We start from the raw sequence: 19,770 nt of genomic DNA, 5'->3' as shown, positions 1-19,770 counted from the left end.
ACCCGGCTTCGACGCGGGAACCGCCGGCCGGGTCACTCGAGCCGGTACAGGCCGCCGTCCGAGTGGTCCGTCAGCACGTAGACATGCCCCTCGGGCCCTTCGCGCACATCGCGAATACGCCCGATCTTGCCGTGCAGCAGCTCCTCCATGTGCACGACCTCGTCATCCTCGATCACGATGCGCAGGATGCGTTCGGCGCGCAGGCCACCCGCCAGCAGGTTACCCTGCCAGGCCTCGAAGCGATCCGCGGTGACCAGGGCCAGTCCGGACGGCGCCAGCGTTGGCAGGAACTCGTATACCGGATCGGTCATGTCCGCGTCGCGGCGCGCCTCGCCAAATGGCTCCTCGGAGCGGTAGTCCCGCCCCAGCGACACCACGGGCCAGCCGTAGTTGCCCCCGGCTTCGATGCGGTTCAGTTCATCCCCGCCCCGGGGGCCGTGATCGGTCAGCCAGATCGTACCGTCCGCCGGGTCCACCACCAGCCCCTGCGAATTGCGCAGGCCATAGGCAAAGATATGCGGCTGGGCATCATCGCGGTCGGCGAACGGATTGTCCGCCGGGGCCTTCCCATCCTCGGTCAGGCGCACCAGCGACCCGGTATGGGACGCGAGGTCCTGGGCCGGGTCCTCCTGCCGGCGATCGCCAATGGTCATCAGCAGCGTGCCATCGGCCTGCCAGGCGAGGCGCGAGCCGAAATGACCCGGGTTGCTGCCGCCACGGTCCTGGCGGAACAGCTCCTCAACCTCGTGCAGGGCCCCGTCCTCCAGGCGGCCGCGCGCCAGCGCGGTGTAGGACTGATCCGAGTCCCCGGTGACATAGGTGAAATACACGAGGCCGTTCCCGGCGAAGCCCGGATGCAGGGAAACATCGAGAAGGCCGCCCTGCCCTCGCGCCACGACCCCGGGCACGCCGTCGACCGTAGTAACTTCGCCGTCCCGCACATGCTTCAGCGCACCGGTGCGCTCGGTCACCAGATACCCGCCATCCGGTAGGAAAGCCACCGACCAGGGATGCTCCAGCTCCCCGGCCACCCGTACGAGATCGAATTGCTCGTACTCGGTACCGATGCCTTCTTCGATTACCTCGCCCGCCAGGGCCGATCCCATCAAGGCCAGCCCCGCCACCAGCGCGCCGGCGCGGCCCCGTCTCATCCCGATTCGCATACCTCACCTCCAGGGTTGAGTACCTTCGCAGAAATGGGACACGAATCCCGGGGGATTGTTCAGGCGCGAGACAGCCCTTGCGGGATCAGGCCTCCGGGCGCAGGTGCGGAAACAGCAGCACGTCGCGGATCGAGGCGCTGTCGGTCAGCAGCATCACCAGGCGGTCGATGCCAATGCCCTCGCCGGCGGTTGGCGGCAGGCCATACTCCAGGGCGCGGATATAGTCGGCGTCATAGTGCATGGCCTCGTCGTCGCCGGCGTCCTTCTCCGCCACCTGGGCCTGGAAGCGCTCGGCCTGGTCTTCCGGGTCGTTCAGTTCGGAGAAGCCATTGGCGATCTCCCGCCCGCCGACAAACAGCTCGAAGCGATCGGTGACGAAGGAGTCTTCGTCGTTGCGCCGTGCCAGCGGCGAGACCTCGGTCGGATAGGCGGTAATGAAGGTCGGATGGCGCAGCCGGTTCTCGGCGGTGTACTCGAAGATCTCGGTCCACAGCTTGCCGAGGCCGAAGCTTTCCTTGATCGGGATCTCCAGGCGCTCGCAGTGGGCGCGCACCTTGTCGATATCCGCCAGATCGTCGCTACCGATCTCCGGATTGTGCTCGAGGATCGCCTCGCGCACGGTCATCCGCGTGAACGGCTTGCCGAAGTCGTAGGTTTCGCCCTGGTACTCGATCGTGGTGGTGCCCAGCACGTCCTCGCACAGCCCGCGGAGCAGCGTTTCCGTGCGGTCCATCAGCGCGTGGTAGTCCACGAACGCCTCGTAGAACTCGAGCATGGTGAACTCGGGGTTGTGCCGGGTGGACAGCCCCTCATTGCGGAAATTGCGGTTGATTTCGAAGACCTTCTCGAAGCCGCCCACCACCAGGCGCTTGAGATACAGCTCCGGTGCGATGCGCAGATACAGCGGCATGTCCAGCGCGTTGTGATGGGTGGTGAACGGCCGCGCGGTCGCGCCACCCGGGATCACCTGCATCATCGGGGTCTCCACCTCGATGAAGTCCTGGTCCTCGAAGTACTCGCGGATGTAACGCACGATGCGCGTGCGGGTGCGGAACAGCTCGCGGCTCTCCAGACTCGTGATCAGGTCCACGTAGCGCTGGCGATAGCGCTGCTCCTGGTCGGTCAGGCCGTGGAACTTCTCCGGCAGCGGCCGCAGGCTCTTGGTCAGAAGGCGCAGCTCGTCCAGCTTGACCGTCAGCTCGCCAGTCTTGGTTTTGAACAGCGTGCCCTGCCCGCCAACGATGTCCCCCAGATCCCAGTGCTTGAACGCCGCGTAGACGCCCTCCGGCAGGCTGTCGCGCTGGGCAAACAGCTGGATGTCGCCGCTCTGGTCGCGCAGGCGGATAAAACTCGCCTTGCCCATCACGCGCTTGCCGACCATGCGCCCGGCGACCGTCACGCGAATCCCCTGGGCCTCCAGCGCCTCGCCCTCGGTCTCGTCGTGCGTGGCGTGCAGCGCACCCGCCAGCGCATCGCGACGGAAATCGTTGGGGAACGCCGGACCGGTCGCACGCAGCTCGTTCAGCTTGCTGCGACGCTGCGCGATCAGCTTGTTCTCGTCAGTGGTTTCGGTCATCAGAAATCCATGCAATAGATAGACTTACAAGCCACTCTTGAGACTGGCTTCAATAAAGGGGTCGAGATCGCCGTCCAGCACGCCCTGGGTATTGCCCACCTCGACGCCCGTGCGCAGATCCTTGATCCGCGACTGGTCCAGCACATAAGAGCGGATCTGGCTGCCCCAGCCGATGTCGGACTTGGTGTCCTCCAGGGCCTGCTTCTCGGCATTGCGCTCCTGCAGCTCGCGCTCGTACAGCTTGGCGCGCAGCTGGTTCATCGCCATCTCGCGGTTCTTGTGCTGCGAACGCCCGGCCTGACACGCCGCCACCACTCCGGTCGGGACGTGGGTAATGCGCACCGCCGAGTCGGTGGTGTTCACGTGCTGGCCGCCGGCACCCGAGGAGCGGTAGGTGTCCACCCGGAGATCGGCCGGATTGATCTCGATCTCGAAGTTCTCGTCGATCTCCGGGGAGGCGAACACCGACGCAAACGAGGTATGCCGGCGGTTGCCGGAATCGAACGGCGACTTGCGCACCAGCCGATGCACGCCGGTCTCGGTGCGCAACCAACCGAAGGCGTACTCGCCCTGGATGTGCACAGTCGCACTCTTGATCCCGGCGGTCTCGCCCTCGGAGAGTTCGGTGACCTCCGCCTTGAAGCCCTTGTGCTCGGCCCAGCGCAGGTACATGCGCAACAGCATGTTGGCCCAGTCCTGCGCCTCGGTGCCGCCGGAGCCGGCCTGGATGTCGAGATAGGCATTGGCCTCGTCCATCTCGCCGGAGAACATGCGGCGAAACTCCAGCCCCTCGATGCGCGCGGTCAGGGCCTCGACGTCGGCCTCGACCGACGCCACCGTCTCCGCGTCGTCGTCCGCCTCGGCCATCTCCAGCAGGTCCCGGCTTTCATCCAGCTGGGTCCCGATCTCGCGGATGTTGACCACCACGCCCTCGAGCTGGGCGCGCTCCTTGTTCAGGGCCTGGGCCTGCTCCGGGTCGTTCCAGATATCCGGGTTCTGCTCCAGCTCGCGCTGGACTTCCTCTAGCCGTTCTTCCTTGGCCGGGTAGTCAAAGATACCCCCTAAGGCCTTCCAGGCGGCCTTTCAGGTCATCGATGCGGGAATACAGGGCGTTCAGTTCCATGGCAGTTTCCGTCGGGTGCCGCGGTGCGCACGGCATGTTCCATCACGTGGCGAGAAAAGCCGCGCAGTATACCATCCGCCAGCCGGTTCAGGGCCGGCGCGGGCGTCGCCAGAAGGCCAGCATCTGGCGACGTTCGAGCCGCAGCGCGGAATCGACGGACTGCGGATCCACGAACTCGAGCGAACCCAAGCCACCGCGAAGAAGGGCGTGCACCCGGGGCGCGACCACGTCGTCGGCCAGCGATTCCAGAAGCTCCAGCCGTCGCTCCGGCGAGGGCGGCGCCCCCAGCGCGTCGACCACCACCACGGTGTCGCCCGACTCCGCCGACGTGCCGGCCGGATCCGGGCACCAATCGATGCCGGCCCCGCGCGCCAGCCAGCGGCCGATCGCCCCACCCCCGCAGACCCGCTGCACGCCCGTGGGCCCACCGGCATACCCCGGCGTCCACAACCAGAGCCCATGCACCGCACCGCGCCCCTGGCGTTCCCGCTCCAGGTTCACCGGATGCTGGAACCAGGCCATCTGCAAACCGGTCGCCAGAACCTGCAGGCGCCGCGCGACATCCCCCTGCAGCGAGTGGGCTACCATGGAGCGCCCCAGCCCGACCGACGGCGGCGGGCCCGAGGCATCGCCCTCGGCATCCATGCTCAGTACCCACAGGCCATCGTCATCCAGGGCCAACGTTGCCCCGGCCGCCTCCAGCTCCGGCTGCGCGGCCGACCACAGGGCCTGGCGTTCGGCATCCGCCACCGTATCGACCGGGGAGGCCACCAGATCCCTCATCCCCGGCGTCAGCTGCACCGGCTGGGCCAGCCAGGTCCGCGATCCGGCGCCCTGCTGGCGGTAGCCCAGCCGCTGTGCGAGCGCCGCCTCCCAGCCCGGTGCCGTCCCGCGCCCTTCCACGGGTCGCGCCCGTCCAAGCCAGCGGGCCAGTCGGCGCAACGGGGCGGAACCGTCAGCCGCGGTCGCCCCCGGCGACGCCCACAGGCCCGGGAGCAGATGAATCACCCGCCTGTCTGCGCGGCCCCCGGTCATTGATCGGACCCGTAACGCCCCCTTGGCGCCTCCTGTTCCCGGGCGGGATCCTTCTCGATGCCCGGCGTGATGCGACCCTCGTCGTGATAGGGGAACCGGATATGGCCATAGCGCAGGATCAGCACGGCACCCGCGAGAATCAGGACACCCGTGGTCACCGCGATGAGTTCCCATACGTCCATGTCCTTCATGTCGATGATCACGTAACGCGCCAGGGCCACGATCGCAATGTAGATCGGCAGGCGCACCGGGAGCCGTCCGGAGCGCAGATAGATCCCGACCATCGCCAGCACCTCGAGGAAGATGAACAGCAACAGCAAGTCGGCCAGCCCCACCCACATCGCCGAGATCATCGCGGCGATTTCCTGCAGGATCGCGATCACGGTGGCAACCGCGATCACCACCAGCACGGCGACTTCGACATGGTGCAGGGCGCGGCGCCCGGCGCGTTCGACGTTCATGCACCCTCCCGAATGAGCGAAAACCCGCGCCATCGTATCACCCGCACCGGGCAGGAACGCGCATTGCTCCGTCTGGTCTATAACACTGGAAACATCGACCTGAAGGCGCCGCGATGCGTAATCCGATCGGCATCCCCAAGCCGTTGTCCTCCCGCTGCGGTCGCGGGACCCCCACTCGCAGCTTCCTCGCGGGGCTCGCCCTGCTGGCGCTCGCGCTACCGGTCGCCGCGGAGGATTATCCAGCGGACTCCAGCATTGACTGGCAAAGCTGGGACAGTGAGCTGTTCGAGGAGTCCGAGGCGCGCGAGCGGCCGATCTTCTTTTACTTCCACGGGCAGTGGTGCACCTGGTGTCGCGACTTCCAGGACGAATCGCTGGAGAACCCCTCGGTGGTGGACATCATCGACGAGCACTACATCCCGGTCCTGGTGGACCTGGACGAACGCGCGGACCTGTTCCGGCGGTATGGCGGTCGCGGCCTGCCCTTCGTGGTCATCGTCAACTTCGAGGACGAGATGCTCACCCGGTTCACCGGCCACGTGAATGCCCGCGATCTGCAGAGCATCCTCGAGGCGCAGCGCGACATGTTCTCGGTCACCGGGCGCGAGATCACGCCGGATGATGCGGCGATCGCCGATCTCGACGACTTCATGGAGATGCTGGACGAGGTCTATGACGCCCGCGCCGACCGCCTGAGCGGCAGTGCCACCTTCGGCACGCTCAGCAAGCGCCCGCAGCCCTGGACCTACCGCTTCCTGCTTGGTGCCGATGCCTGGGAGGACCGCATGCCGGGCCTGCTCGACCAGATCGCGGAGGATCTCTACGACGAGGTCGAGGGCGGTTTCTTCTTCTTCCACGACCCGGACCAGCGCGACCCGGTCCTGGCCCTGGAAACCTCCAAGCGCCTGGACCAGAACGCCGCGTTCCTGTGGCTGTTCTCCGAGGCCCACGAGCAGATCGGGGACGAACGCTACGCCGAGATCGCGCGCGGCATCCGCGACTATCTGCGCAGCAACCTGTGGGACAGCCGCCAGCTGCGCTTCGGCAACAGCCAGTACGCCGACCGCGACTACTACCAGCTGGACCCGGAGACGCGCACGCAAACCGACCCGCCAAAGGTCGACCGCAACACCTACGCCGACACCTCGGGTCAGGCGATCGCCGCCCTCGCCAACATGGCACGCGTTCTGGAAGACCGCGAGACCCTGGACTGGGCAAGCGACGCGCTAGCCGCACTCGATCGCTACCTGCAGACGCAGCAGGGCTACCTGCACGGCATCACCGCCGCCGGCCGTCCGGCCATGGAGGGTTACCTCCCCGCGCAGATCTGGCCGGAGATCGCCCGCCAGGAGCTGGCACACGCCACCGAGGCACTGGATGGCGAGCGCCCCGACCTGCCCGATCCGGTCACCGCGCTGGATCGCCTGGAACCGTTCTTCGACGGGGATCTCGGGGCCCACGCCGAGCGCATCAGGACGGACCTCGAGCCCTGGTCGGAAACGCGCACCCAGGCCGCCCTGGCCTGGTGGCTGCACCGCCTGCCGGAGGATGCCATCGACGAATCCCACATCGACCGGGAAATGGTGCGTGAACGCCTGCGCATCGAACCCGGGGCCGATCCCGACGACGTCGCCCTGGGCTTCGACGCCCTGCGTCGGGGCTTCTGACCCCCGACTTCAGGCGCCCGCCGCCCCCGGTTCCTGCGGCCCCGAAGGGCCGCGCCCCGGCAGCCAGAAGCCGGCTCGATCAAGCCTGCTGACGGAACCCCTCGACTTCACCCTGTAGCTGCTGCGCCAGGGCCTCCAGGGCCTCCACCGCCTGCTGCATATCGTTCGCGCCATCGGCATTGCGCACGGCGATGTCGTTGATGTGGTGGATGTTGCGGTTGATCTCTTCCGCGACCTGGCTTTGCTCCTCGGTCGCGCTGGCCACCTGGCGGGTCATATCGTCGATGGCGGTGACCGAGTCGTGGATGTACTCCAGGGTCTCGCCCGCCTCCCCGGCCTTCTCCACCGAGGTCTCGGCATGCTGCTGGCTGACCTCCATCGCCTGCACCGCGCGAGTGGCCCCGCCCTGCAGGCGCTGGATGATTTCGCGGATCTCGCCGGTCGAGTCATTCGTGCGTTGCGCCAGATGACGTACCTCGTCGGCCACCACCGCGAATCCCCGCCCGGCCTCGCCGGCCCGCGCCGCCTCGATCGCCGCGTTCAGGGCCAGCAGGTTGGTCTTCTCGGCGATCTCCTCGATCACCTGCAGGATAGTGCCGATGTTGTCGCTGTCGCCCTTCAGCTCGCCGATCACGTTGCTGGCCTGACGGATTTCGCCGGCCAGGGTGTTGATCGCGCCCTGGGTGGCCTTGACCACGGTGCGCCCGCCCTCCGCCGCGCGGGTCGCCTGCCCGGCGCTCTCCGCCGTGCTCTGGGTGTTGTTGGCGACCTCCTGCACGGTAGCGGACATCTGGTTCATCGCGGTTACCACTTGCTCCACGTCGCCACGCTGCTCGTGGGTCGCCCGCGTCAGCTCGTTGCTGCGCCCCTCCAGCTGCCGCGCGGAGGCCGCGATCCCGTCGGCGGCGTCCGCAACCTGACCGATTAACCCCGAGAGGCGGCCCATCACCGTATTGAAGGCCTCGCCGGTACGCCCGATCTCGTCGTCCGTGGTGACCTCCACCCGGTGCCCGAGATCCGCGCGCCCCTCGCCGATCGCCTCCAGCCCTTCGGCAAGGCGCTCCAGCGGACGCGTCAGCACGTTCGCATAGAACCAGCCGATGCTCAGCGCAACCACAAACGCGACCACCCAGAGGGCCCACAGCAGCCACCACAGCTGGATCACCAGGGCATCGTCCACCCCGGCGGCGAGATCGCCCTTCATGGTGTGGAAGGTCACCCCGCCCATAATGGACAGTGGCACCGTACTCACCACGATCACCAGGATAATCAGCTTCAGTCGCAGCCCACCCAACGGTCCAATCTTCATCGACGCCCTCCTTTCCGTTCCTTAACGGCCACCCGATCCCGGCCTTGAGCCCGGCAGAGTATCGCCCTGCCCGATCCCGGCCGACCTGATCCAGCTCAACTACGGCCCCCCCCGAACACCGGACACCCTCTTACTTGACCCCCCACAGGCCGGAACCCGATCAAGGGCAAAAAGCTTGAACAGGAAGACTGGAAGGTCAGAAGGTATTGGGATCGGGAATTGAGGATGGGCGGCACCACCAGCTCCAATGCGCAGCGCCACCCCAAAAACCTTCCCGACTTCAAACCTTCCTGCAGACAGCCCTTGACCTTGCCTGCACTGGAGCGTCCGCCCCGGCACCCGCACCGGCCAGACACAAAAAACCCGCGGGCCCGGATATCGGGGCCGCGGGTTCGCGGTACTGCGTGAGCGGGTCGGCTTAGCGACCGCGCGCCGCGCGATTGCCGTTGGCGGACGGGCGCCCGTTGCCGCCGCGACCGCCGCCGGGCTTGCCGCCACGGCCGTTGCGCGGGGCACCATTGCGGGCACCGCCGCCCGGCTTGCCGCCGCGGCGGTTGGCGTTACCGTCATTGGCGGCCGGCTTCGGCGTGGCGAAGCCCTCGGTCTCGATGCGGTCGATCGGGCGCTGGATCAGGCGCTCGATGCCCTTCAGCAGCTTGATCTCCTCGCCGTCCACCAGCGACAGCGCGGCACCGGCGGAGCCGGCACGCCCGGTGCGGCCGATGCGATGCACGTAGTCCTCCGGCACATTCGGCAGCTCGAAGTTGACCACCTGCGGCAGCTGGTCGATGTCCAGCCCGCGCGCGGCGATATCGGTGGCCACCAGGACCGGCACCTGGCCGGACTTGAACTGCTTCAGCGCCTTGGTGCGCGCCGCCTGGCTCTTGTTGCCGTGGATCGCCTCCGAGCGCACGCCGTCCTTCGACAGCTTCTCGGCCAGGCGGTTGGCGCCATGCTTGGTGCGGGTGAACACCAGCACCTGTTCCCAGTTGTTGGTGCGGATCAGATGACTCAGCAATTCGCGCTTCTGGCTCGTCTCGACCAGGTGCACGCTCTGCTGCACGCTCTCGGCGGCCGTGTTGCGCGGGGCGATGTCGATTTCCGCCGGGTTGTTCAGCAGGCCATTGGCCAGCTTGCGGATCTCGTCCGAGAAGGTCGCCGAGAACATCAGGTTCTGGCGTTGCTTCGGCATCATCGCGATCAGCTTCTTGATGTCGCGGATAAAGCCCATGTCGAGCATGCGATCGGCCTCGTCGAGGACCAGGATCTCCACGCCGGACAGGTCGATGGTCTTCTGGTTGGCGTGATCCAGCAGACGCCCCGGGGTCGCCACCACGATGTCCATGCGATCGCGCAGGGCCTTGATCTGCGGGTTCATGTTCACGCCGCCGAAGATCGTCATCGAACGCATCTTGAGGTTGCGCCCGTAGGTCTTCACGGAGTCGTGCACCTGGGCGGCCAGTTCCCGCGTCGGGGTCAGCACCAGGCAGCGCGGGCGGCCCGCACCGGGCTTGGGCGCGTCGCTGGTGGACAGACGCTGCAGGATCGGCAGGGTAAAGCCGGCCGTCTTGCCGGTGCCGGTCTGGGCGGCGGCCAGCAGGTCGCCCCCCTTCAGGACTTCGGGGATCGCCCGAGCCTGGATCGGGGTCGGGTGCTGGTACCCGGAGGTTTCCAGCGCGCGCAAAAGGGTATCGGCCAACCCGAGGTCGGCAAAGGTCGTATCAGTCATGGAATGCTCCAACGCCACCCGCCACTCGTTCAACACAGAGCACCCATCGGGGGAAACGAAATCAGGGGGATCACTGCGAACCGGAAGGCTCTGGATCAAATGAACGGACGCTGACGGGCGGGGCGTTCGATGCACGCACTATACGCCTTTCGTCAATGAAAAGACACCGCTTCCATAAGCCTCTGGATATATATTTGTTTTGTGCGGGAATATGCTCTAGCTTAAACCCCACAAGATAGCCGGCGCCAAGGCAGCGCCGGTCAGGCCGACGCGACCCCGAACAACAAGGATCGGCCAACAGGGGAAACACAATGAAGCGCAATCTGCCCATCACGGGGATCGAGGCGGACTACCCGGAGAGTGCCAATATCCTCTCCACCACCAACCTCAAGGGGGCCATCAGCTACGTCAATCCGGAATTCATCGACATCAGCGGCTTCGAAGAAGAAGAGCTGCTGGGCAAAAACCACAACGTGGTCCGTCACCCGGACATGCCCCCTGCCGCCTTCGAGGACCTCTGGCAGACCATTCAGGGCGGTCGCTCCTGGATGGGAATGGTCAAGAACCGCTGCAAGAACGGCGACCATTACTGGGTCAGCGCGTACGTCACACCCGTGACCGAGAACGGTCAAACGGTCGAATACCAGTCCGTCCGGACCAAGCCGCGACGCGAGCGGGTGGAGAAGGCCGAATCCGTCTACGCCGCCCTGCGCGAGGGTCGGATGCCCCTGGCGCTGCGTCTGCCACGCATCGGCATCAAGACCAAGGCCATTGCGTCGGTGGCCGGTGGTGTGCTGTCCGGCCTGATTGCAAGCCTCGTGTTGAGCAGCATCACCCTGGGTGCCGCACTGGTCTTCACTCTGACCGCCCTGCTGGTCGGGGGCCTGCTCCTCTGGACCAGCCTGACGCCGCTATGCCGCGCCGTGGCCCACGCCCGCCGCATCGCCAACAACCCGGTCAGCCAGTACATCTACACCGGTCGTACCGACGAGGCCGGCGAGCTCCTGTTCGCCCTGGAGATGCTGGAGGCGGAGGCCGGCGCGGTCGTCGGGCGCATGGGGAATGCCGCCGAACGCCTTACCGGGACCGCCGATGCGCTGGTCGCCGCGGTCGGTGACAGCCGGCAAGCCTGCAACCATCAACAGACCGAGACCGAGCAGGTGGCGAGCGCCACCCAGCAGATGGTGAACAGCGTGCAGGAGGTCGCCCGCAGCGCGCAGGGCGCGGCCGATGCGGCGGACCGGACCGACCGCGAAGCCGGTTCCGGAAGTGCCGTGGTGGGCGAGAGCACTCAGGCGATCGAGAATCTGGGCAAGCGGATCCGCGATGGCTCCGGTGTCATGGCCGAACTGGACCAGCACAGCCAGGACATCACCAGCGTACTCGACGTCATCCGCGGCATCGCCGAGCAGACCAACCTGCTCGCCCTGAACGCGGCGATCGAGGCCGCGCGCGCTGGCGAACAGGGCCGTGGCTTCGCCGTAGTGGCGGACGAGGTGCGCACACTGGCCAGCCGAACGCAGGACTCCACCGCCGAAATCCAGCAGATGATCGAGCGTCTTCAGGATCGGGCACGGGCGGCAGTGTCCGCCATGGAGCAAAGCCGGGCTCAGGCCGAAACCAGCGTCGAACAGGCCCGGCAAGCCGCGGCGGCACTGGACAATATAACCAAGGGCGTCGGGCAGATCCGCGATATGAGCACCCGGATCGCGGCCGCCGTGGAACAACAGGGGACCGCCGGCGAAGAGATTCGCCGCGGGGTCGACTCGATCCGCAGCGCCGCCGACACCACCGCGAACCGGGCCGATCAAAGCGAGGCCGCCGCCCGCGAGGTCGCACAGCTCGCAACCGGACTGCAGGGCCTCGCCCACCAGTTCTGGGCAAGGCATCGATGAAAGGAAACGCTCCCCGATGACGTCCCCATCCGATCGCTACCTGCGGCAACACACGGCCCTCGCCTCCGGCGTTCTGCTGGCGCTATTGCTGTTACCGCTGGCGATCTGGATGCTCGGAGTGGATCTGCCACGGATCCTGCCGCGCGAACACCTGACGGCGTTCCACACGGCCGCCGAACTGTTCGCGGTGGTTGTCGCGGTACTGGTATTCGCGGTCGGGTACCACGTCATCGACCGGCGGCGGGTCGCCGCTTCGCTCCTGCTCGCCTGCGCCTTTCTGGCGGTCGCGCTGCTCGACTTCCTGCACCTGATGACCTATCCGGCGATGCCGGACTTCATCACCCCCAACGCCCCCCAGCAGACCGTGTTCTTCTGGCTGGCCGCGCGCCTGGTCGGGGCTGCGGCGTTGCTCGCCTACGTGGCCCTGCCGATGGCCGCGCGCAGCGACGGCCCGCCACGGGGGGTCTATCTGGCCGGGAGCCTGCTGCTTGTCGCCTTTCTCGCATGGGTTGGCCTGTGGCATGCGGAGCTCATCCCGCCCCTGTTCGACCCGGTCGAGGGCCTGACACCGTTCAAGATCGGCCTCGAGGCCCTGGTGATCACACTGCACCTGGCCACCCTCGCCCTGCTGGCCCTGCGCCGCGAACTGCTGCAACGCCCGGGCATGCCACTGGTCGCGGCGGCGCTGGTCATCAGCATGGGGAGCGGGATGTTCTTCATGTTCTACGAGGACCTCACCGACACCCCCTTCGTGCTCGGTCACCTGTACAAGCTCGCCGCCTACCTGCTGATCTACCAGGGCCTGTTCCTGGCAAGCGTGCGCTCGCCCCTGGAACGCATGCACCAGGCCCACCGCGACATCGAACTCCGCGAGCGACGCTACCAGCAACTGGTGGAGACGGCCCCCGACGGGGTGCTGGTCACCGATGTGAACGGGCGCATCGTGATGGCCAACCGCAACATCGAGCGTCTGTTCGGCTATCCGCGCCAGCAGCTGCTCGGCCAGTCGGTGGAGCTTCTGGTACCGGAACACCTGCGCGAACGCCACCGGGCCCATCGCGAGGCGCACACCCACAGCATCAACCGGCGCACCATGGGCCAGGTCCCTCACCTTCGCGGGCGCCGCATCGACGGCTCCGAGTTTCCGGTGGATATCAGCCTCAACGCCTTCGATGATACCGAGGGTCGGCGCATCACCGCGTTCATCCGCGACATCACCGACCGCCAGCGCCGCGAGGCGCGCATCCAGCACCAGGCCACCCACGACAGCCTGACGGAACTGCCCAACCGCTGGCTGCTGCACGACCGCCTGACCCAGGGCATCGCCCAGGCCGAACATCACGACTATCTGATCGCGGTCATGCTGCTGGATCTCGACAACTTCAAGATGGTCAACGACACCCTTGGTCATGGGGAGGGCGACCAGCTGCTCAAGGCCGTGGCCGCCCGGCTTCAGGGTACCCTGGACCAGGAGGCCACCATCGGGCGCTTCGGCGGCGACGAGTTCATGATCCTGCTGACCCAGGTCGAGGACGAACAGGCCATCGGCGCGGTGGCCGAGCGCATCCTCGGGATCTTCAACACCCCGTTCCAGACCGAGCATGCGCGCAACCTGACCGCCACCGGCAGCCTTGGCATTGCCCTGTTCCCGCGCGACGCCCGCGACGAGCGCAACCTCGTGCGCTATGCCGACATGGCGATGTACGAGGCCAAACATTCCGGGCGCAACACCTATGCCTTCTTCTCGCAGCATCTGGACGCCCAGGTACACGAGGAGCAGCGCCTGCAGCAACGCCTGCAGCAGGCGCTGGAGAACGGCGACCTCGAACTGCACTACCAGCCCCTCCTGGAGGTCGCGTCGAACCGCATCATCGGTGTCGAAGCGCTCACGCGCTGGACGGACGCCGAACTCGGCCCAGTGGCGCCGCCCCGCTTCATTGCCAGCGCCGAGGCCAACGGCCTGATCCTGCCCCTCGGGGACTGGGTGATCCGCGAGGCCTGCAAGCAGCTCGCCCAGTGGTCGCGCATCGGCCTGAAACACCATGTCTCGATCAACATCTCCGCCATGCAGTTCCGCCAGCACGATCTCGTGGAACGCCTGCGCACGGCCCTCGAGACCACCGGTGCTCCACCCGAGCGCCTGGAGATCGAGGTCACCGAGACCGTCGCCATGGCAGACGTCGCGCTGACCCGGGATCAACTGCGCGGACTGAAGGAGCTGGGTATCCGCGTCGCCCTGGACGACTTCGGCACCGGCTACTCCTCGCTCGCCTACCTGAAGTCACTCCCGATCGACAAGCTCAAGATCGACCGCTCGTTCATCGCCGATATCGGACAGGATCCGGAATCCGAGATGATCCTGCGTTCCATCGTCCACCTCGGACACAGCCTGGGCCTGAGTCTGGTGGCCGAAGGCGTGGAAAGCCCGGCACAGCGGGCATTCCTGCGCGATATCGGCTGCGAAATCTACCAGGGCTGGCTCCACTCCAGGGCCATGCCACCGCAAGCGCTCGGCGACTGCCTGCACGCACGCCTGGTCTGACACGAGGCGCCCCCGCACCCCGTCCCGGGCTCCGCTCGACTCCACCCGACACCCCGGACACCCCAGACACCCACGACACACACGGCGTCATCCCGGACACCGCGCAGCGGTGATCCGGGATCTCCCGGTCGGCCCCGCAACTCCGAAGATCCCCGAGTCTTGCGCTGCGCTACGGCCGGGATGCCACCAAGGGCAGAACACCCCTCATCAATCCGAACCAGCAAGCGATCATTCCGCGTGTCGATCCGCCTGGCTTCCAACACCTGCGCGCAAACCCGATACAAAAAGGCCGCCCGAAGGCGGCCTTTGCTGAAAGCATCGAACCGTTCGCCCCGCCATCGAACGGGGCGACGCGGCGCTCGATCAATAGCCGGTACTGCCATGCACATCCGGCGGGGCCTCGCGGGTCAGCATCGCCCACGTCAGGTGCGCCATCACCTCCGGCGCCACCACCGTATGGCGGTTGCCGCTGTTCTGCATGCCCTCGCGCAGGTCCTGCCGCACCTGCGGCTGCCCGGTCAGATCGAAGATCACGTCCACCTTGTCGCCCCGCGCGACGATGTCCGGAACCGACTCCAGGGGGATCCCCTTCTCCTCGGCCAGCCGCCGCCCCTCGGTCTCGCCCTGCTCGGAGACGGCACAGATCGTCATTCCCGGCAAGCCGGTCTCGAGCAACATCTCGAGGAAGCGGCCGCCCACCCGGCCAAGTCCCACTACTGCAATCTGAATCGACATAAACACTCCATCCTGTTGTCTTATTGTTGTTTCCTCACGCGTCCGCGGTTCCCATCCGGCGAGCGCGTATCCTGACTGTAGGCGATCCCGGGCATCCTCGCACGGCTTCGGGAACCGCCACTCATCAGCGCCCGTGGAGCGGTGCGCTCGCCCCGCCCCGTATCCGGCCATTTGGTGCGTCCCGTACCACGCCCTAGAGTGCTTCCAGTCTGCCAATCAACCGGAGCCCCCCCCATGGAAAACGTTCACCTGCCGATCCGCGTCGACCGCCGCGAACAGGGCAAGATCATCCAGCGCATCGAACGCCTGGAGGGAGTGGAGCTGGAAGTCACCGACCTCGACGTCGGTGACTACCTGCTACCCAACGGCGTCGTGGTCGAGCGCAAGTCCGCCACCGACATGGTGCTGAGCGTCGTCGACAAGACCCTGTGGGAGAACGCCGCCAAGCTGAAGGCCAACCATCAGCAGGTGGTCTACATCGTCGAGGGGGACCTGTACGAGCCGCGCTTCCACCAGCAGGCGCTGGACATCCATCGTGCGCTCGCGCACCTGACCATCGCCCTCGGCATCAGCGTGCTGCCCAGCCCGGATGCCGACAACAGCGGCATGCTCATCTACCTGCTGGGCCTGAACGCTCAGGTGGAACCGGACCCGGCTGACCGCCCGACCAAGCCGGACACCCGGCGCAAGGCCGCGGAATTCATTGTCAGCGGCCTGCCCGGCGTCGAGGCCGATCAGGCCCGCGACCTGCTGCGCGACATCGGCAGCGTGCGCGACATCATCAATGCCGACGCCGCCACCCTCGCCCAGACCGACGGCCTCGACCCGGAACGCGCCGAGCGCATCGAATCCGTCGTCACCTACGGCAGCCGCACCACCTGAACACCCCCCGAGCCACCAACTACAACACCCCCTGTGGGAGCCTGCTGGCAGGCGAAGCCCCTGCCCACGCCCGCCGCCGGCAAGGCCGCCACAGGAAGACACGAAGGCCGGAAGGAAACGAATGGGTTCAGCCTCATGCGCCTGGCCGCCCGAGATCCGGGCCGCCGGGCTCACCGCGCCTGGTTCACTCGCAAAAGCGACCCGAGCGCGTGCGCATGCGTTAATCTGTCTTTCTCTGGACCAATTGAATGGGACCCGGGTAACGGCCAACGAGCTCGTCGCTGGTCAGCAGCGTGTACCCCTCCGTTTCTGCCTGGGCGACCAGGATGCGGTCGAAAGGGTCCTTGTGAATATCGGGCAAATGGGTAACCGCCAGGGTGTGCAAGCCGGTGATCGCCAGCTCCTCGTAGCCATGCTCCAGCAACTCGCGACGCAGAACATGGGGCTCGACCACGAAATCGCTGCGCCCCAGCCCATTCTTGATCACGATTTCCCACAAGCTCGCCGCACTAAACGCAATCGCGTTACCCGGGTCCTGGATCAGATCGCGAGCGCGGGCGGGCAGTTTTGGGGAATCGGCCGCTGCCCAGAGCAGCAGGCGGGTATCAAGAAGCAGATGCATTCGGCTCGTCACCCTGGAACAGCGCTGCGATCGCCTCCTCGCCCATCCGATCCAGATCGTCCGGAATCTCAAGCTGCCCTTTCAGGAAACCGATCCGGTCCGAAGCGGACTCTGGCGACGCCTCAATACGCGACAAACGCGCAATGGGCTTGCCCGCCCGAGCGATCACTACCGGCTCGCCCCGACTGACCTTCTCCAGCAACCTGGAGAAGTGCGTCTTTGCCTCATGAATGTTGACAGTCTCGGTCATGGTGCCCCCCGACAAGGTTAGTCCGATTGATCAGACTAACTCACAAGGACCGCACTCGCCATTACTTGCATGACACACCGAAGGGCAAGAACGTAGCGACGGCGAATCGCCCAGCACCGTAGGATACGAAGAGCCTTGCGAATCGCATCGTTCACGGGCGATCCGGCGAGGTGATGCGATTCGCAAGGCTCTTCGCATCGTACGGTACTGACCCTCCAGGAGCCCAGCCCTCTGGGCGATCACCCCGACCGCCGGACGCCGCCACCAACATCAGGAGCCCTGCAATAGGGCTCGGCCACCCCGTCATCCCGGCCGCAGCGAAGCGAAGAGCCGGGATCTCCAACGTATGGAACAGCCCCACCGCAATCGATCTTGGATAACCGCTACCCAGCTTCCGGGATGACGATTCCGGGGCAAGGCTGGACATTGCAGGAACCAGCCCCCTGTAGGAGCGGACCCGCCCGCGAAGCCCCCGCCAAAGCCGGACCTAGACAGCGAACGATCGGGGAGGTGATGCGATTCGCGGGGCTCATCGCATCCTACAATGCACCCGTGATGCAACGAGTTCCGACAGCGGACGTAGGATGCGAAGAGCGCAGCGAATCGCATCAAGGGGCGGACGTTGTCCCGTGAACGGTGCGTTTCGCGATGCTCAACGCACCCTACGACGCTCTACGACGCGTTACGACGCGTTCCCCAGCCACCGGCGCAAGCCGCCGCTGCGGCGGATCTGGCGCTGGCTCGCAGCGGTCAGGGTGCCGGCGCGCGGCTCCAGCAGGCTGAACCAGCGGCTGGCGCGGGTGATCGCGGTGTAGGCCAGCTCGCGGGTCAGGATCGGACTGTCGGCCTCCGGCAGGACCAGGGCCACATGCTCGAACTCCGAGCCCTGCGCCTTGTGCACCGTCAGGGCGAAGGCGGTCTCGACCGCCTCCAGGCGATTGGGCAGCACCCAGCGCACCCGGTCGGCCCCGGCGAGGAAGGCGACGCGCAACACCGGCGGCTCCGCGTCGTCGCCGGCATCCGTACCCGCCTCGGGCTCGCCGCGCGCCAGCCAGGCCGGGACGGCCAGGGCGATCCCGATATCACCGTTGATCAGTCCCAGCGCGTAGTCGTTGCGGGTGACGATTACCGGGCGCCCCTCGAACCATGGCCCGTGCCCCTCGGCCCCACCGCCGCGACCGGCATCACCTTCCAGTAAGCCGCGCGCCTGCAACGCCCCGCCCACACGCCGGTTCAGCGTCTCCACGCCCCACGGACCGCGCCGTACCGCACACAGAAGCTGGAAACGCCCGTGGGCCGCCAATACGTCCCGCGCCCAGTCCTCCCAGGCCGCGCGCGGCGCCGCCGGGGCGGGCCGGGCCGCGCGCAGGCCCTGCAGATACGCGGAATAGCCCACCGCCTCGCCCTCGGGCGTGTCCGTGCGCCCGTCCACCGCAAGGCTCACCAGCGCCGGGTCCTCGGGACCGGCGAGCACCCGCTGCAGGACGGCATCGTCCCCGCCCGCTCCGCTCGACGCCTCGCCTGCATTCACGGCGGCCGCCAGCCGCCCGATCCCGCTGTCGGCGCCGAAGCGATGGCTCTCGCGCAGCATCACGATGTGCTGATCCAGCGCCTGCCCGTGCGCATCCTGCATCGCCGCGGGCACGGCCATGCCGGTCACCGCTTCCAGCCACTGCGCGGTCTCCGGCGTGTAGTGTCCACCGGCCGCGCGATGGCACAGCTCGCCCAGCACCGCGCCGGCCTCCACCGACGCCAGCTGGTCGCGGTCCCCCAGCAGGATCAGGCGCGCCGTGCGCGGTACAGCCTCGACCAGGCTCGCCATCAGCTCCAGGTCGATCATCGAGGCCTCGTCCACCACCAGCACGTCCACCGCCAGGGGATTGCGCGCCCCGTGGCGGAAGTGCCGGGTATCCGGCCGCGCGCCCAGCAGGCGGTGTACCGTCACCACCTCAGCCGGCAGGTTTCGCCGCAGCGCATCGCCATCCGGCAACGCCTCCAGCCCCAGGCGATCCAGCGCCCCGCTGACCGAGGCGTTCAGGCGCGCCGCCGCCTTGCCGGTGGGCGCGGCCAGGCGGATGCGCAACGGATCCTCCGGACCCTGCAACCCCTGCAGCAGCGCGAGCAGTCGCAGCACCGTAGTGGTCTTGCCGGTCCCCGGCCCGCCGGTAATCACGCTGAAGCCGGAACCGGCGGCCAGGGCACAGGCCAGGCGCTGCCAGTCCGGCTCGGCGGTCGCATCGACCGGCACGCCGAACAGGCGATCCAGCCAGCCGCGCGCTGCGTCGACATCCAGCGTGCCCTGCCACGCGTCGCGATCCGTCAGCCGCGCGCGGATCGCCTGCCCGATGCGGCGCTCGGCCTCCCAGTAGCGGCGCAGATAGACCTGCCCTCCGGTGAACACCAGCGGCGTCGTACCCGCCTCACCCGGTCCGGCCAGGGCATTCCCATCCAGGGCCTGCGTCACCTGCTCGGCGGACACCCCCTGCAGGACCACCGAGGGCCGCGGCGGTGGCTGCGAATCCGGGTCACCCTCCGGCGGCAGCGCCAGCGTGGCGTCGGGCGTCTCCAGCAAGGCCTCCAGCTCCAGGCACACATGGCCACGCCCGACCTGGTGGCTGGCCAGCGCCGCCAGCAGCAGGGACAGCGGCGATGCCTCCGGGGTCTGCTCGTGCAGGAAGCGCACCAGCGCCCGGTCCACACCGCGCAGCCAGCCGGCCGTCTCCCACTCGTGCAGCAGCCCCATCAGGGCCTCCACGGAGCCCAGCGCCGCGGTGTTCGTGG

At 67.3% G+C, this 19,770-nt stretch carries 15 protein-coding genes; 4 read left to right on the top strand and 11 right to left on the bottom strand.

Annotation, left to right across the window (positions count from 1 at the left end; all coding sequences use genetic code 11):
* Positions 1 to 32 precede the first annotated feature (32 nt).
* From F817_RS0112845 to F817_RS0112825, 5 genes are all read right to left on the bottom strand, one after another.
* Positions 33 to 1,151: a PQQ-dependent sugar dehydrogenase gene (locus F817_RS0112845; protein WP_024328023.1), complete on the bottom strand. Its 1,119-nt coding sequence runs from the start codon at positions 1,149 to 1,151 to the stop codon at positions 33 to 35.
* 97 nt (positions 1,152 to 1,248) lie between these two features.
* The gene (gene lysS, locus F817_RS0112840) at positions 1,249 to 2,739 is read right to left on the bottom strand and encodes a lysine--tRNA ligase (RefSeq protein WP_024328022.1); all 1,491 of its coding nucleotides are present in this window, start codon (positions 2,737 to 2,739) and stop codon (positions 1,249 to 1,251) included.
* Positions 2,740 to 2,763: 24 nt separating this feature from the next.
* Positions 2,764 to 3,862 (bottom strand): peptide chain release factor 2 gene (gene prfB / locus F817_RS0112835; RefSeq protein WP_155988461.1). Its coding sequence is split into 2 segments (ribosomal slippage): positions 2,764 to 3,789 and positions 3,791 to 3,862, totalling 1,098 coding nucleotides; the frame shifts between segments, so codons are not numbered across the junction.
* An 87-nt stretch (positions 3,863 to 3,949) separates the two neighbouring features.
* Positions 3,950 to 4,870, bottom strand: coding sequence for a hypothetical protein (locus F817_RS0112830; RefSeq protein WP_024328020.1), 921 nt, complete (start codon positions 4,868 to 4,870; stop codon positions 3,950 to 3,952).
* A 23-nt stretch (positions 4,871 to 4,893) separates the two neighbouring features.
* Entirely contained in the window at positions 4,894 to 5,358 is a 465-nt protein-coding gene (locus F817_RS0112825; RefSeq protein ID WP_024328019.1) for a phosphate-starvation-inducible protein PsiE, read from the bottom strand.
* A 113-nt stretch (positions 5,359 to 5,471) separates the two neighbouring features.
* On the opposite strand from F817_RS0112825, the gene F817_RS0112820 reads away from it, so the two are divergent.
* The gene (locus tag F817_RS0112820; RefSeq protein WP_024328018.1) at positions 5,472 to 7,025 is read left to right on the top strand and encodes a DUF255 domain-containing protein; all 1,554 of its coding nucleotides are present in this window, start codon (positions 5,472 to 5,474) and stop codon (positions 7,023 to 7,025) included.
* Positions 7,026 to 7,104: 79 nt separating this feature from the next.
* On the opposite strand, the gene F817_RS0112815 is transcribed toward F817_RS0112820, so the two are convergent.
* Both F817_RS0112815 and F817_RS0112810 read right to left on the bottom strand, forming a co-directional pair.
* Positions 7,105 to 8,334 (bottom strand): methyl-accepting chemotaxis protein, encoded by a 1,230-nt coding sequence (locus tag F817_RS0112815; protein WP_024328017.1) that lies wholly within the window; start codon positions 8,332 to 8,334, stop codon positions 7,105 to 7,107.
* Positions 8,335 to 8,752: 418 nt separating this feature from the next.
* On the bottom strand, positions 8,753 to 10,063 hold the full coding sequence (locus F817_RS0112810; RefSeq protein WP_024328016.1) for a DEAD/DEAH box helicase: 1,311 nt from the start codon (positions 10,061 to 10,063) through the stop codon (positions 8,753 to 8,755).
* A 311-nt stretch (positions 10,064 to 10,374) separates the two neighbouring features.
* Here F817_RS0112810 and F817_RS0112805 point away from each other — a divergent pair, with 311 nt between their 5' ends.
* Together F817_RS0112805 and F817_RS0112800 are read left to right on the top strand one after the other, a co-directional pair.
* Entirely contained in the window at positions 10,375 to 11,958 is a 1,584-nt protein-coding gene (locus tag F817_RS0112805; protein ID WP_024328015.1) for a PAS domain-containing methyl-accepting chemotaxis protein, read from the top strand.
* Positions 11,959 to 11,974: 16 nt separating this feature from the next.
* On the top strand, positions 11,975 to 14,500 hold the full coding sequence (locus F817_RS0112800) for an EAL domain-containing protein (protein ID WP_024328014.1): 2,526 nt from the start codon (positions 11,975 to 11,977) through the stop codon (positions 14,498 to 14,500).
* A 363-nt stretch (positions 14,501 to 14,863) separates the two neighbouring features.
* On the opposite strand, the gene F817_RS0112795 is transcribed toward F817_RS0112800, so the two are convergent.
* On the bottom strand, positions 14,864 to 15,235 hold the full coding sequence (locus F817_RS0112795) for a homoserine dehydrogenase (RefSeq protein ID WP_024328013.1): 372 nt from the start codon (positions 15,233 to 15,235) through the stop codon (positions 14,864 to 14,866).
* A 234-nt stretch (positions 15,236 to 15,469) separates the two neighbouring features.
* Here F817_RS0112795 and F817_RS0112790 point away from each other — a divergent pair, with 234 nt between their 5' ends.
* Positions 15,470 to 16,117, top strand: a complete 648-nt coding sequence (locus F817_RS0112790; RefSeq protein ID WP_024328012.1) for an ERCC4 domain-containing protein — start codon at positions 15,470 to 15,472, stop codon at positions 16,115 to 16,117.
* A 220-nt stretch (positions 16,118 to 16,337) separates the two neighbouring features.
* On the opposite strand, the gene F817_RS0112785 is transcribed toward F817_RS0112790, so the two are convergent.
* The 3 genes from F817_RS0112785 to recD all read right to left on the bottom strand — a co-directional run bounded on the left by F817_RS0112785 (position 16,338) and on the right by recD (position 19,732).
* Entirely contained in the window at positions 16,338 to 16,739 is a 402-nt protein-coding gene (locus tag F817_RS0112785; RefSeq protein ID WP_024328011.1) for a type II toxin-antitoxin system VapC family toxin, read from the bottom strand.
* Complete coding sequence (locus F817_RS0112780) at positions 16,723 to 16,989, bottom strand: type II toxin-antitoxin system Phd/YefM family antitoxin (RefSeq protein ID WP_024328010.1); 267 nt, start codon at positions 16,987 to 16,989, stop codon at positions 16,723 to 16,725. Before F817_RS0112780 ends, F817_RS0112785 begins: the two co-directional genes overlap by 17 nt.
* A 682-nt stretch (positions 16,990 to 17,671) precedes the next feature.
* A complete protein-coding gene (recD, locus tag F817_RS0112775; protein WP_369774228.1) occupies positions 17,672 to 19,732 on the bottom strand; it encodes an exodeoxyribonuclease V subunit alpha in 2,061 nt (686 codons plus the stop codon).
* Positions 19,733 to 19,770: the final 38 nt, after the last annotated feature.

It is taken from the genome of Thioalkalivibrio sp. AKL19, assembly GCF_000420165.1.
Lineage (GTDB): Bacteria > Pseudomonadota > Gammaproteobacteria > Ectothiorhodospirales > Ectothiorhodospiraceae > Thioalkalivibrio.
Note: the sequence above shows the minus strand (reverse complement) of the source record. Positions and strands in the feature narration are given on the sequence as shown.

What these genes read in the sequence shown, in the direction of transcription:
- F817_RS0112800 (WP_024328014.1), top strand. Translation starts at nt 11,975, where the DNA reads ATGACGTCCCCATCCGATCGCTACCTGCGGCAACACACGGCCCTCGCC.
- lysS (WP_024328022.1), bottom strand. Translation starts at nt 2,739, where the DNA reads ATGACCGAAACCACTGACGAGAACAAGCTGATCGCGCAGCGTCGCAGC.
- F817_RS0112825 (WP_024328019.1), bottom strand. Translation starts at nt 5,358, where the DNA reads ATGAACGTCGAACGCGCCGGGCGCCGCGCCCTGCACCATGTCGAAGTC.
- F817_RS0112805 (WP_024328015.1), top strand. Translation starts at nt 10,375, where the DNA reads ATGAAGCGCAATCTGCCCATCACGGGGATCGAGGCGGACTACCCGGAG.
- F817_RS0112845 (WP_024328023.1), bottom strand. Translation starts at nt 1,151, where the DNA reads ATGAGACGGGGCCGCGCCGGCGCGCTGGTGGCGGGGCTGGCCTTGATG.
- F817_RS0112790 (WP_024328012.1), top strand. Translation starts at nt 15,470, where the DNA reads ATGGAAAACGTTCACCTGCCGATCCGCGTCGACCGCCGCGAACAGGGC.
- F817_RS0112785 (WP_024328011.1), bottom strand. Translation starts at nt 16,739, where the DNA reads ATGCATCTGCTTCTTGATACCCGCCTGCTGCTCTGGGCAGCGGCCGAT.
- F817_RS0112810 (WP_024328016.1), bottom strand. Translation starts at nt 10,063, where the DNA reads ATGACTGATACGACCTTTGCCGACCTCGGGTTGGCCGATACCCTTTTG.
- recD (WP_369774228.1), bottom strand. Translation starts at nt 19,732, where the DNA reads ATGGGGCTGCTGCACGAGTGGGAGACGGCCGGCTGGCTGCGCGGTGTG.
- F817_RS0112780 (WP_024328010.1), bottom strand. Translation starts at nt 16,989, where the DNA reads ATGACCGAGACTGTCAACATTCATGAGGCAAAGACGCACTTCTCCAGG.
- F817_RS0112795 (WP_024328013.1), bottom strand. Translation starts at nt 15,235, where the DNA reads ATGTCGATTCAGATTGCAGTAGTGGGACTTGGCCGGGTGGGCGGCCGC.
- F817_RS0112820 (WP_024328018.1), top strand. Translation starts at nt 5,472, where the DNA reads ATGCGTAATCCGATCGGCATCCCCAAGCCGTTGTCCTCCCGCTGCGGT.
- F817_RS0112815 (WP_024328017.1), bottom strand. Translation starts at nt 8,334, where the DNA reads ATGAAGATTGGACCGTTGGGTGGGCTGCGACTGAAGCTGATTATCCTG.